General features: G+C 37.7%; 11 protein-coding genes. 10 read left to right on the top strand and 1 reads right to left on the bottom strand.

Features of this window, described 5'->3' with window-relative positions:
- The 5 genes from ACFX40_RS26350 to ACFX40_RS26330 all read left to right on the top strand — a co-directional run.
- Positions 1 to 783: SH3 domain-containing protein (locus tag ACFX40_RS26350; protein WP_377257178.1), on the top strand; the 783-nt coding region annotated here is incomplete at its 5' end.
- A 160-nt stretch (positions 784 to 943) separates the two neighbouring features.
- Complete coding sequence (locus ACFX40_RS26345; protein ID WP_098433924.1) at positions 944 to 2,836, top strand: PTS mannitol transporter subunit IICBA; 1,893 nt, start codon at positions 944 to 946, stop codon at positions 2,834 to 2,836.
- A gap of 60 nt (positions 2,837 to 2,896) precedes the next feature.
- A complete protein-coding gene (locus tag ACFX40_RS26340) occupies positions 2,897 to 4,987 on the top strand; it encodes a BglG family transcription antiterminator (RefSeq protein ID WP_098332767.1) in 2,091 nt (696 codons plus the stop codon).
- Between the two features lie 5 nt (positions 4,988 to 4,992).
- On the top strand, positions 4,993 to 6,135 hold the full coding sequence (locus tag ACFX40_RS26335; protein WP_098332766.1) for a mannitol-1-phosphate 5-dehydrogenase: 1,143 nt from the start codon (positions 4,993 to 4,995) through the stop codon (positions 6,133 to 6,135).
- Between the two features lie 89 nt (positions 6,136 to 6,224).
- The gene (locus ACFX40_RS26330) at positions 6,225 to 6,710 is read left to right on the top strand and encodes a VOC family protein (protein WP_060745926.1); all 486 of its coding nucleotides are present in this window, start codon (positions 6,225 to 6,227) and stop codon (positions 6,708 to 6,710) included.
- Between the two features lie 37 nt (positions 6,711 to 6,747).
- On the opposite strand, the gene ACFX40_RS26325 is transcribed toward ACFX40_RS26330, so the two are convergent.
- The gene (locus ACFX40_RS26325; protein ID WP_028410432.1) at positions 6,748 to 7,284 is read right to left on the bottom strand and encodes a L,D-transpeptidase; all 537 of its coding nucleotides are present in this window, start codon (positions 7,282 to 7,284) and stop codon (positions 6,748 to 6,750) included.
- A 280-nt stretch (positions 7,285 to 7,564) separates the two neighbouring features.
- On the opposite strand from ACFX40_RS26325, the gene mscL reads away from it, so the two are divergent.
- From mscL to ACFX40_RS26300, 5 genes are all read left to right on the top strand, one after another.
- Positions 7,565 to 7,960, top strand: a complete 396-nt coding sequence (mscL, locus tag ACFX40_RS26320) for a large conductance mechanosensitive channel protein MscL (RefSeq protein WP_025753425.1) — start codon at positions 7,565 to 7,567, stop codon at positions 7,958 to 7,960.
- A 195-nt stretch (positions 7,961 to 8,155) separates the two neighbouring features.
- Positions 8,156 to 10,225 (top strand): LTA synthase family protein, encoded by a 2,070-nt coding sequence (locus ACFX40_RS26315; protein ID WP_377257174.1) that lies wholly within the window; start codon positions 8,156 to 8,158, stop codon positions 10,223 to 10,225.
- A gap of 195 nt (positions 10,226 to 10,420) precedes the next feature.
- Positions 10,421 to 10,963 carry a helix-turn-helix domain-containing protein gene (locus ACFX40_RS26310; protein ID WP_013054985.1) on the top strand — a complete coding sequence of 181 codons (543 nt, stop codon included), beginning with the start codon at positions 10,421 to 10,423 and terminating at the stop codon, positions 10,961 to 10,963.
- A gap of 20 nt (positions 10,964 to 10,983) precedes the next feature.
- Entirely contained in the window at positions 10,984 to 12,093 is a 1,110-nt protein-coding gene (locus tag ACFX40_RS26305; RefSeq protein WP_028410433.1) for an ABC transporter ATP-binding protein, read from the top strand.
- The gene (locus tag ACFX40_RS26300; protein ID WP_016762745.1) at positions 12,083 to 12,883 is read left to right on the top strand and encodes an ABC transporter permease; all 801 of its coding nucleotides are present in this window, start codon (positions 12,083 to 12,085) and stop codon (positions 12,881 to 12,883) included. Before ACFX40_RS26305 ends, ACFX40_RS26300 begins: the two co-directional genes overlap by 11 nt.
- Position 12,884: the final 1 nt, after the last annotated feature.

The raw sequence follows: 12,884 nt of genomic DNA, 5'->3' as shown, positions 1-12,884 counted from the left end.
ACAGTAACGGCAAGCACGCTGAATGTAAGAAGCGGAGCAGGTACCAATTATGCATCCATAGGAAGTGTGACAAAAGGTCAGAAGCTGTCTGTGGTGAGCAAAAGCGGAAGCTGGTACAAAATTAACTATAACGGCCGCACAGGCTATGTAAGCAGTGACTATGTACAGGCTTCAGCTACAACATCGCCAAAGCTCGTAGTGGATTCTTTTAAAACGTTAGGTAACGCTCAGCAAGTCATCTTGGTTACAGCAGATAACTACGATACGAAGTCTGCTAAAATTCAAACGTTTGAAAAAGTTGATGGAAAATGGAAGCAAGTTTTAACCGCGAACGGTGTACTTGGACAAAAAGGATTCGCTTTATCGAAAAAGGAAGGAGATATGGAATCTCCGACAGGGAAATATACAATTGGCACAGCATTCGGACGCTATGCAAATCCTGGAACTAAGCTTCCATATCGAAAGATTACAGCAAATGATGTGTGGGTAGACGATTCAAAAAGCTCTCTATATAATACGTGGCAGCAAAAGCCGGCGAATGGCCGCTGGACGAGCGCTGAGAACATGGACATCCCCGCTTACGATTATGGGTTTGTCATTAATTATAATGAATCTAGAACGCCAGGAAAGGGAAGTGCAATCTTCTTCCATGTAGGAACAAATTATACCGCAGGATGTACGGCTACTTCTAAAGAACAAGTTGTCTCTATTTTAAAATGGTTAAATCCAGAGAAAAATCCGGTTATTATTCAATCTCCTGTAAGTGAATTAGATAAATATTAAGTTAGAAAGCAGCTGAACTTTTACAGTTCAGCTGCTTTTTTATGTAATTAAAAGCTTTGTCTGTCTGTGGTACGACAAAGTTAGTTTTCCTATTCATTGAATGAAAGCGTTTAATCTCTTACGATTAAAGTATCATCACGTAGAGAAAGGAAGAGAGCAAATGGCTCAATCTAATATAAAAGTAGCTGTACAAAAGTTTGGGAACTTTCTAAGTTCAATGGTTATGCCAAATATCGGAGCATTTATTGCATGGGGACTTATTACTGCTTTATTTATTCCAACAGGCTTTTTTCCAAATGAAAGCCTTGCCAAACTAGTGGATCCAATGGTCAAGTATTTGCTTCCGCTGCTAATCGGCTACACAGGAGGAAAGCTTGTACACGATCAGCGTGGAGGCGTTGTAGGTGCTATCGCGACCATGGGCGTCATCGTTGGATCTGATATTCCGATGTTTCTAGGCGCTATGATTATGGGACCGCTTGGCGGTTACATCATCAAGAAGTTTGATCAGTTTATTGAAGGTAAAGTCAAAACAGGATTCGAGATGTTAATTAATAACTTCTCAGCAGGTATTCTTGGAGGAATTCTAGCAATTCTAGCCTTTTTAGGTGTTAGTCCAGCCGTGGACGGATTTACAGGCGCGCTTGTAGTGGGTGTAGATTGGATGGTTGCACATGGCCTTCTTCCTCTTACAAGTATTCTAATTGAGCCTGCTAAAATTTTATTCTTAAACAATGCTATTAATCACGGGATCTTATCTCCGATCGGAGCAGAACAAATTCGAACAAACGGACAGTCCATTCTATTGTTATTAGAAACAAATCCTGGTCCGGGATTAGGAATTTTGTTAGCGTATTGCTTCTTTGGAAAAGGAACAGCAAAACAGTCAGCGCCGGGAGCGGCCATCATTCATTTTATTGGCGGAATTCACGAAATTTACTTCCCTTACGTTTTAATGCGTCCGCTTCTAATCATTGCGGCTATTTTAGGCGGAATGAGCGGCGTATTTACATTTGTTCTTTTAGGCGGAGGCTTGCAAGCGGTTGCTTCACCAGGAAGTATTTTGGCTATTTTAGCTGCTACACCAGGTAATGCAGGCAGCTATGTTGCAAATATCTCCGGTGTTCTCGTTGCAGCCGTCGTATCGTTTATTGTAGGTTCGTTAATTTTAAAAACGGGCAAGCAAACAGAAGATTTGGATGAAGCAGCTCGCAAAATGCAAGAGATGAAAGGCAAGAAGAGCTCTGTAGCAGGAAGCTTTACAAAACAACAAGGAGAAGTACCAGCAAGCGTTCAGAAAATTGTTTTTGCCTGTGACGCAGGTATGGGATCGAGTGCGATGGGCGCCTCTCTTCTTCGCAAGAAAGTTAAACAAGCAGATTTAAATATTTCGGTAACGAATACAGCGATCAGTAATATTCCAAGTGATGCTCAAATCGTTATTACACAGGAAGAGCTAACGCCAAGAGCTCAAAACAAAGTTCCAGATGCGTATCATATCTCGGTTGATAATTTTCTATCTAGTCCGGAATATGACAAACTAATTGACCAACTAAAAAATGATCATACTACTTCTAAAGCGGAAAAAGAAAAAAGAGTATCTGCAGAAAATAATACAGATAGTAATGATGGTTTATTAAAAGAAGAAAACGTTTTCTTAAATCAGCACTTTTCTTCTAAGGAAGAAGCAATTCGATTTGCAGGGAGCGTGTTAGTAAAAGGCGGATATGTAGAAGAAAACTACGTTGAAGCGATGATTGAGCGCGACAATATGACTTCTACTTATATGGGAAATGACGTAGCGATTCCGCACGGTACGGAAGAAGCAAAAAAGAACGTTTTAAGATCCGGTTTTACAGTGATTCAAGTGCCAGAAGGCGTTGATTTTGATGGTGAGAAAGTTCGTTTGATTTTTGGAATTGCCGGAAAAGACGGCACCCATTTAGAAATTTTATCTGGTATCGCGATTACGTGTTCTGATATGGACAATATTGAAAAGATGGTTCATGCCAAATCAGCTAAAGAATTAATGGCTATTATTCAAAGTAACTAACGGGATAGAAAGGCATGGAGATGCCTTTTTATCCTTTGTTTATAAATAAGAAAAGAGTTGATGTTCTTGTTTATTACTTCAAGAGAAAAATCAATCATTGAGTTAATTATTAAAACGGCAGGAAAACATACAGCCCTTACACTTGCTACTTTTTTGAATGTAAGTGTAAGAACCGTTCACAGAGATTTGAAGGCAATTGAATCAATACTTGAAAAATTTGATTTGAAGCTGATTCGTACACAAGATGAGGGACTAATGATTGAAGGTAAAAATGAACAAATTTTTCGTCTTATTCAAGAGCTGATGAAGATTAAAACGACGGATCAGTCTCCACAGGAAAGAAAATTAATTCTTTTAATTCTTCTTCTAGAAGAAGGGGATTCATTTAAATTACAAACGCTGGCTAAAGACTTAGAAGTAAGTATCACTACACTAACTGCTTATTTAGATGAATTAACAGAGTGGTTAACCACATTTGACGTTCTCCTTCATCGAAAAAGAGGGGTGGGAGTAGAGGTTCAAGCTACTGAAGCCAATAAACGGAAAGCATTAGCTAATTATTTTCTTGTTCACTTTAGTGAGGAGTTAATTGAGTGCTTGTTTTTAGCAGAAAATCAGCAGCATACGGATGAAACAATTTTGCATTATTTTTATCCAGATTATTTGGCAGAAGTAGACGGAATTGTACATCGAGCGATTAATCAGCATCATTCTAAGCTGGCTGACAGCGATTATATAGGGCTCATTGTTCATATTTGCATTATGATACAGCGAACGAAAAAGCAAATGTATCTAGAAGACGACGGCCGCCAAACGGAAGAGCTGGCAAGTGAAGTGTTCTTAATGAAGGATATTTGCCGGGAAATTGAACGGGTATTTTCTCTTTCTTTTACAGAAAAAGATATTCATTTCTTAGCAGTGCGGCTACGTGCAGCAAAATTCCAAACTACTAGAGACGTATATTACGACAGCGTAGTGGTTGGGCAGATTATTAAGAATATGATTGCTCACGTTTCTGTTCAGCTTAACACCGACTTAACCGGTGATTTTTCCCTTTACCAGGGGCTGCTTGCTCATATGGAACCGGCAATTTTTCGTCTTAAGCAAAAAATGGAGCTTTTTAATCCATTAACAGAAGAGATTAAGAAAAAATACCCGGTTTTATTTATGGCTGTGAGAAACAGTATCGATCAAGAGCTGCCGGATTTAGTTTTTCCAGATGATGAAGTAGCATATCTTGTTTTGCATTTTGGTTCAACGCTAGTGCTAAAAGAAGAAGTCATGGAAATTCAGGCACTGATCGTCTGTCCAACTGGAATTGGCACCTCGAAAATGTTAGCTAGCCGTATTCGTAAAGAGATTCCGGAGATTAATTCAGTTGTCATTAAATCGGTAAAAGAAATCAAAGAAGCCGCGCTTGAAGGGTATGACTTAGTGATTTCAACAGTAAGACTGCCTTTTTTAAATGTCGATTACATTTTAGTCAATCCACTCTTAACCGAAGAGGATATTCAATCCGTCCAGAATTTTTTACAGAAAAACATTCAAAAGTTAACCAAAGATAAGGACTATCGCTCGTTCCAATATAAAAATAAGACCGTTTGTAAAGAAAAACTGTCTTTTGAGGAAACGATGAAACAAATTAAAGACGTGCATGGAAGTATCGAATCAATTCTTCAAAACCTTAGAATGTATCGATTTTCGGATGCAGTGAGTCACGATCAAGTGATTTCGCACGTAGTAAAAGCTGCTGAAAAAGAACGTTTAATAACCAATGCTAACTGCGTTATTCATCAGCTTAAGGAACGAGAAAACAAAGGCGGTTTAGGCATTCCGCAAACGAGCATGGCACTGTTCCATTGCCGTGAACATCACGTGAACGAGCTGATATTTCAGGTTTCACATTTAGAACAACCTTGCACAGTTAAAGGCATGGACGGAACAAATATGCAGGCGCGTAACCTTCTATTAATGCTCGCACCTGAAGAGTTAAGTGAAGCACAACAAGAAATTTTAAGTTTAATTAGTACCAGTTTAATTGAAGACCATGAAGCAATGATGATTTTTTCGTCCTCGAATGAAGAGATAATTCGCAAAAAGCTAGAGGATACGTTTCATGAGTACCTTCGAAATAATTTGATAAAGGAATGATTTTTGTGAAACAAGCAGTTCATTTTGGAGCAGGCAATATCGGTCGAGGATTCATTGGGGCATTGTTTTCTCAAAGCAACTATCACGTCACATTCGTAGATATTGCTGAAAAGATTATTAATCAGTTAAACACAGATGGAGGGTATAACGTAATAACAGCCGCAGAGCACCCCGAGACATTAGCTGTTCAAAACGTATCTGGTTTAAATAATCTGACACAAGAACAAGCAGTCATTAAAGCGATTAAAGAAGCAACGTACATTACGACGGCCATCGGACCGAACGTTCTGCCTCGCATTGCTCCTTTAATTGCTAAAGGTTTGGCTGAACGTGTAAAAGCAAGCGACGAAAATGTATATATTATTGCATGTGAAAATCAAATCTCTGCGACAGATTTATTAAAAGGCTATATTTTTGACGCGCTGGATGAAGAGACAAAAGCTCATATGATAAATAAGGTCTTTTTCTTCAATTCAGCTGTAGATCGTATCGTGCCTATTCAACATGACCAAGGTTCGCTTGATGTTTTAGTAGAATCCTATTATGAATGGGTAGTAGAGGCACCTGAAGATATTCCTTTTGTAGAAGGAATGACGATTGTGCCTGACCTTGCTCCTTTTATTGAAAGAAAGTTATTTACAGTGAATACGGGACACGCGGTGATTGCATATTTTGGTTATTTAAAAGGAAAAGAAACAATTGATCAAACGTTAAGAGATTCAGATATTTATGAACAAGTACAGCAAACACTACAAGAAACAGGAAACTATCTAATTGAAAGATATGACTTAGATAAAGAGGAGCACAAAGCTTATATTACTAAAATCATTGAACGCTTTAAAAATCCTCATTTAAATGATTCAGTTAAAAGGGTAGGAAGAGCGCCAATTCGCAAGCTTGGACCTCAGGATCGTTTGATTCGTCCAGCGCTAGAAGCAAAAAAAGCGGGCCTTTCTTATACCTATTTAGCAAGGGCTATTGCCGCTGCGCTTTTATTTGACCCGCAAGAAGATAAAGAGGCTATGAAGCTTCAAGCGAATATTCAGGAGTATGGTATTGAGTATGTATTAAAAGAGATTAGTGAGTTAGAGGCAAGTAATGATTTAACAAAAGAAATCATTGCTCAATATAATGCTTTAAAATCGTGAATGAATTTAGTACGTGTAAACAGTCCATTTTAAATGGGCTGTTTTTCTTTTAGCAGAAAGGGAATGTTTGTGTATAGGAGGGTGATAAAATGGTAGCTATTACGCACGTTGGATTAGCTGTACCTGATGTAGAAAAAGCCGTGCAGTGGTATGGGGAAGTTTTAGGTTTTAAGCTGATTGCCGGTCCTTATAAGTTTAATGCGAAGGAAGAAAAAGCTGAAAATATGACTCAAGATTTACTGGGGTCTCATATCAAAAAAATGAAAAATGCTCACATGACAGCTGACAACCAGGTAGGCATTGAACTGTTTGAATTTAATAAGCCGCAAATGCCTCTTGTATTAAAAGACAGCGATGAGCAGTATCAAAGTTATTTTCACATGTGTTTAATAGCCGATGACGTGGAAAAGTTGGCGGATAAAATCGAACAATCAGGTGGTAAAAAGCGAAGCCAAGTATGGAATACAAGACCTGGAAAACCTTATTACTTGGTTTATTGTGAAGATCCGTTTGGGAATATTATTGAGCTATATTCACACAGTACGGAGCTCATGTATGGGAATAGAGAAGAATAAAAGCTTATCCAAATTTTTTGGATAAGCTTTTATCTTTTCATAGCTGTCCGTAGCCGTATACTTTTGCCAGCTCTTCAAAGGTTTTTGATGAATACGTAATAGTTACCGATGTTCCTACTGCCACTTTATTGAATAATTCTTCGACATCCGCATTATGCATTCGTACGCAGCCGTGGCTTACATATTTGCCGATGCTATCTTCTGAGTTATTCCCATGAATAGCGTATGTGTCGCCGGTTGTTCCGTTTGCATTAAGCCCTAGCCAACGAGAGCCAAGAGGGTTATTAGAAGCGCCTCCTGCAATATGCCCTGTATAGTAAGGACGATTTTTAATTTTGTTGACAATCTTGAAAAAACCTACCGGCGTATCGCTCCATGTTTTTCCAGTAGCTACTGAATACGTCTTTTCTAACTTCCCATTATGAAAATAAGCAAGCTGATTTGTTTTTTTATTAATAATAATTAAATCTTTACTTGCTGTGTTTTCACTTGCATTCGCCGCACTTGCTGTATAAGAAATACTGATAATAGCTGCGAGACACAACGCCGCTGCTCGCAGTAGAATTTTTCTCACGTTCTAGCCATCTCCTCTATTGTTCGTTTACATATTTGATGAATTACATGCTATTAGTGTATAAAAGGAAAATGTACTGAATATGAACCTTTCCTGAATGAAAACTGAAAGTGCATCTTATTTATAAACGAATATAAAGTAAAAATCTGGGCAGAAATACAACTAAAGGTCTGGTACATATCTCATGAAAAAGAGAAAAACGAAAATGCACCTTGTCTGTTTAATTTAGGATGTATTATCATGAAGGTTTGAAATGAAGGGCAGGAGGTGGAACAAACAGATGCTTAAAGAATTTAAAGAGTTTGCTTTGCGTGGAAACGTATTAGATTTAGCTGTCGGGGTTATTATTGGAGCGGCATTTGGAAAAATTGTCACGTCCCTTGTAAATGATATTATTATGCCGCTGATTGGTTTGTTGTTAGCAGGGATAGACTTTAAAGATTTATCCTTCACGGTTGGAGATGCTACGGTATTATATGGATCTTTTATTCAAACAATTGTTGATTTCTTAATTGTCGCATTCTCGATTTTCTTATTTATTCGTTTCTTTAATCGTTTTAAGAGAAAAGAAGAAGAGAAAGTAGAGGAAGAAGTGGCTGTTCTCTCAAAAGAAGAAGAGATTTTAACAGAAATTCGTGATTTGCTAAAAGCACAAGCAGTGAAAGAGCGTTCATAACAGCAATTTTTACATACGTATAAAACGGCTAAGAGGCCCGTCTTTTCATAAGAAAAGCGGGCTTTTTTCGTGTGAAATTTCTCGGGAAATGTTAGTGGTATGATTATGGGAAAATTAGGCGTGAAAGCGAGAGAGATAGGAATGTTAAAATCATATTAAAAGTGTTAAGATATTGTAAATAGGAGGCTTAAGGTTATGTTTAAACATTTGTATCGTTCTTTGCCAATGCTGGCAGCGTATGGCCTGCTTAGCGTTTTTTTATACAGTGTTGTTATGTTTAATGTGTCAAATGACACAAAAATGTTGTTTGATTGGGCCCAAATCCATACAGCTGGGTTCGTAGTATTAATAGGAGGATGCTCACTTGTTTTATGGGCGCTCACTTTCTATTTGCTGCTTCGATTTAATCACATAGAGAGAATACAAGATTCGCAGTGGTATGCCATTTTTACGGCAATTGTGTTTTCAATTGCCGTAGCAGCCGTTTCTGCTATGGTTTTTGTTATCTATCATATTGATATACATAATCCAGGCAAAACAATAGAGTGGATGCAAGCATATCCCGAACGCTATCTTTTTACGGTATTTTTACTTTCGCTGTTAACACTAGCGATCATTATGCTAGTAGGGGAAGCTTATTTAGGAGCTGGAATTACCTTTGTTCTGTATTTTATTTTAGCTCTTGTAAACTATTACAAAAAAATCTTTCGAAATGAACCGTTGTTCCCGAACGATTTTATTCAGGCGAGTCAGTTAAAAGAAGTTATTCCGATGATTAAAGATTCGATTTCAATTCCTATTGTAATAGGAGTTATTGGATCTATTGTCGTACTGATCGCTCTTTGGTTTTTCTTGCCGAAAATTAAAATTCGATGGTTTCTTCGAATTATTATGATTCTGCCGCTCATCTTTTTAATGAAATCATTTTTATTCTTTGAACACTCGTTTGCTCAAAAATATTATGATCAATATGCTGCGCTGATGCCTTGGAATCAGCAAAATAATTATTACTATAATGGACCTGTTATTGGCATGATTTCAAATGTTAAAACAGATGTGCTGCAAGAGCCGGATGACTACTCAGAAGAAGCTATGGCAAAAGTGGCAAAGCGCATTCAGTCAAAGGAAGAGAAAACACAAGAAAGCAAGACTGAAGTCAAACCAAACGTTGTGTTTGTGATGAACGAAACATTTTGGGACCCAACAAAGCTTAACGTGACGTTCTCTGAAGATCCAATGAAAAATACAAGAGAACTTCAAAAGAAATATCCTTCCGGATGGTCTTTAAGTCCTTCGTTTGGCGGGGAAACAGCTAATGTGGAGTTCGAAGCGCTGACGAGCTACTCTTTGTCTTTCTTTAACCCTGGAGGCCTTCCTTATCAGCATGTATTGAGTAAAAAAGAATATCCGTCTTTTGTTTCTTATTTAGAAAAGCAAGGCTATGCTACAACGGCTATGCATCCAAACAGCGGCATGCTTTATATGAGACAAAATGTATATCCAAACTTGGGATTTGATCAAGTGAAGTTTATTGATGAAATGAAGCATACACAAAAAGATAACAAAGAGTTTGTTTCTGATGAAGCAGTAGTTGATGAAGTACTCGATACGCTTCGCCAGTCGAAAAAGCCTGCATTTGTGCATGCTGTAACGATTGCAAATCATCTTCCTTATTCAGCGGATAAATATAATGGTCAGGAAACCATTAAAGTAACCGGTAAAGGGCTATCACCGGAAATGCAAAAGGAAATTGAAATTTATGCTGAAGGAATTAAACGTTCAGATGCTGCTTTAAAACGATTGAACGATGAAATTCAAAAGCTGGACGAGCCGACCATTGTAGTATTTTGGGGAGATCATTTGCCAGCACTTGGACAAAACCTTCAAGCTTACAAAGAAACGGGTTTTGGAAACGAGAAGACGCAGCAAACATCTCAAAAATTTTATGAGACGCCGCTCTTATTTTTATCTAATTACGATACGAAAATAGATAAAAATCTCGGTACGATGAGTCCTATTTATATTGCTCCGACACTTGTTCAATCTCTTGGTTACAAAAGTAATCTGTTCTACGATCAGTTGAATCAAATGAAAACAGAAGTGCCGGCTTTTCGTTCAAATATGTATATAGATTCAAAAGGAAAGCTAGTAGATGATCAGGCAGCGCTCTCTAAAAAAGCCGCAAAAGACCTTCAAGATTACCATGAAGTTGAGTTTGATACATTATCCGGGAAACAATACGAAACGCATAAGTTGTATAAATAAAAATAAAAACTCCTTTTAAATAAAAGGAGTTTTTATTTTTTAAGTGTTTAAGGTTGTACTAAAAAATAATTCATGTATAATATTTTAAGGTTAAAAGTAAACTTTAAGTTAAGTAAAACAAAACTTGAGTTTGGAACAGCATGAACAATCATTCATGCTGTTTGCTAATTTTAAATACAGTTGAGGATCGAGAGTATGGAAATAGGAAAGAAAATTAAAAATTTACGATTAAAAAAAGGTTTAACACAAGAAGAGCTAGGAGAACGTACTGATTTAAGCAAAGGCTATATTTCGCAGCTAGAGCGCGATTTAAGTTCACCGTCTTTAGAAACATTTTTTAGTATTTTGGAAGTGCTAGGGTGCGAACCGAAAGAATTCTTCGAAATTGATACGCATGTTCAAAAGGTTGTATACAGAGAGGAAGACTACACGAGTTATTGCGAAGATGAAAAAGGTTACCATATTCAGTGGCTTGTGCATGAATCAAATGAAAAAGAAATGGAGCCCATTCGTCTTATTCTTCATGAAAAAGGCGCATTTAAGAGATTTGAGCCTTCCCTTTCAGAAACGTTTGGCTACATTTTGCGCGGGTGTGTGAAGGTAAAGCTTGGAGGCAGAATATATGAAGCCAAACAAGGAGAAACCATCTATTTTCAAGCTTCTGAAGAACATCAGATTTTAAATGCTCATGACGGAATAACAGAGTTAATTATCGTGGCGACAGAGTCTTATTTATAGAACAAAAGAGGTGAAGTGAAATGACATCTACGAATACAATTATTCAATTTGAAAATGTGACCAAGCAATATGATAATGATTCAGTTGTATTGGATCATGTAAGCTTTGAAATTGAAAAAGGGAAATTTTATACCCTCTTAGGTCCATCGGGATGTGGAAAGACAACGATTTTACGATTAATTGCAGGCTTTACGGAAGCCTCAAGCGGAACGATTTATTTTAATGGGAAAAGAATTAATGATGTCCCGGCTAACAAACGACAGGTTAATACGGTTTTTCAAGACTACGCGCTTTTCCCCCATCTGAATGTATTTGAAAATGTAGCATTCGGTCTTCGAATCAAGAAGATGAAAAATGCTGATATTGCAATAAAAGTTAAAGAAGCTCTTCGTTTTGTTAACTTAGAAGGATATGAAAACAGAGAAATAAAGGAAATGTCGGGCGGCCAAAGACAGCGTGTAGCAATTGCACGAGCAATTGTAAACCAGCCCGAAGTCATTTTGCTGGACGAGCCGCTTTCAGCTCTTGATCTAAAATTGCGTACAGAAATGCAATACGAGTTAAGAGAATTACAGCGTCGTCTAGGTATTACGTTCATTTTTGTTACGCACGATCAAGAAGAAGCGCTTGCGATGTCCGATGAAATCTTTGTTTTGAATAAAGGAAGAATTCAGCAGAGCGGGGAACCTACAGATATTTATGATGAGCCAATTAATCGTTTTGTTGCCGATTTTATTGGTGAATCAAATATTGTACCAGGTAAAATGATTGCTGACTTTTTAGTGGAGTTTGGCGGCCAGCAATTTGAATGTGTCGATCAAGGATTAAACCAAAATGAGCAGGTTGAAATTGTGATTCGCCCTGAAGATTTAGCCATTACAAGCTCCGATCAAGGAAAGCTGCAGGTTCGTGTAGATTCACAGCTGTTCAGAGGAGTCCATTATGAAATTTTAGGCTATGACCATGCAGGGAATGAGTGGCTCGTTCACTCTACGAAAAAGGCAACGGTTGGGGAAGAAATTGGTTTATATTTTGAACCTGAGGCTATCCATGTTATGCGATTTAACGAAACGGAAGAAGAATTCGATAAGCGACTCGAAGGTTATGAAGAGGATTACGATGCAAACTAAATCAAGAAATATTTACTTAGTCCCGTACGTGTTATGGATTTTGCTTTTTGTAGTTGCTCCCATTGTATTAGTTGTCTATTATTCTTTTTTCAACATCGATAATGAGCTGACGCTTGAAAACTATAAGAAATTTTTTACTCCGGTTTATTTACAGATGACGCTGAGTTCATTTTGGTATGCCTTTTTAATTACGTTATTTTCCTTGGTTTTTTCTTATCCTACAGCTTATTTACTAACGAAGCTTAAGCACAAGCAGCTTTGGCTTCTACTGATTATTTTACCGACGTGGATTAACTTATTATTAAAAGCTTATGCTTTTTTAGGTATATTTGGCACGTATGGTACGGTTAATAAGTTTACTGAATTTCTAGGACTTGGTACTCATCAAATTTTATTTACTGACTTTAGTTTTGTATTTGTATCGGTGTATATTTTTATCCCCTTTATGATTTTGCCCATCTTTAACTCTTTGGAAGAACTTAATCCCTCGCTTATCTACGCTTCGCGAGACTTGGGGGCATCTTCATGGGTGACATTTAAACGCGTGGTATTTCCGCTAACGCTAGAAGGGGTTAAATCAGGTTGTCAGGCTGTTTTTATCCCAGCACTATCCCTCTTTATGATTACGCGTTTAATTGCTGGAAACCGCGTCATTACACTGGGAACAGCGATTGAACAACATTTTTTAGTGACGCAGGATTGGGGCATGGGCGCCACCATAGCCGTCTTTTTAATTATTGCGATGGCCGTTATGATGCTCATAACAGGCACTGGAAAGAGAGGTGTGTAAA

The sequence above is a fragment of the Priestia sp. YIM B13552 genome (assembly GCF_042787775.1).
GTDB lineage: Bacteria > Bacillota > Bacilli > Bacillales > Bacillaceae_H > Priestia > Priestia megaterium_E.
This window is presented reverse-complemented; position numbering and strand designations above follow the sequence as displayed.

Excerpts from the sequence above, each read along its gene's own strand:
- ACFX40_RS26345 (WP_098433924.1), top strand. The coding sequence starts at position 944 with ATGGCTCAATCTAATATAAAAGTAGCTGTACAAAAGTTTGGGAACTTT.
- ACFX40_RS26340 (WP_098332767.1), top strand. The coding sequence starts at position 2,897 with ATGTTCTTGTTTATTACTTCAAGAGAAAAATCAATCATTGAGTTAATT.
- ACFX40_RS26330 (WP_060745926.1), top strand. The coding sequence starts at position 6,225 with ATGGTAGCTATTACGCACGTTGGATTAGCTGTACCTGATGTAGAAAAA.
- mscL (WP_025753425.1), top strand. The coding sequence starts at position 7,565 with ATGCTTAAAGAATTTAAAGAGTTTGCTTTGCGTGGAAACGTATTAGAT.
- ACFX40_RS26315 (WP_377257174.1), top strand. The coding sequence starts at position 8,156 with ATGTTTAAACATTTGTATCGTTCTTTGCCAATGCTGGCAGCGTATGGC.
- ACFX40_RS26310 (WP_013054985.1), top strand. The coding sequence starts at position 10,421 with ATGGAAATAGGAAAGAAAATTAAAAATTTACGATTAAAAAAAGGTTTA.
- ACFX40_RS26305 (WP_028410433.1), top strand. The coding sequence starts at position 10,984 with ATGACATCTACGAATACAATTATTCAATTTGAAAATGTGACCAAGCAA.
- ACFX40_RS26300 (WP_016762745.1), top strand. The coding sequence starts at position 12,083 with ATGCAAACTAAATCAAGAAATATTTACTTAGTCCCGTACGTGTTATGG.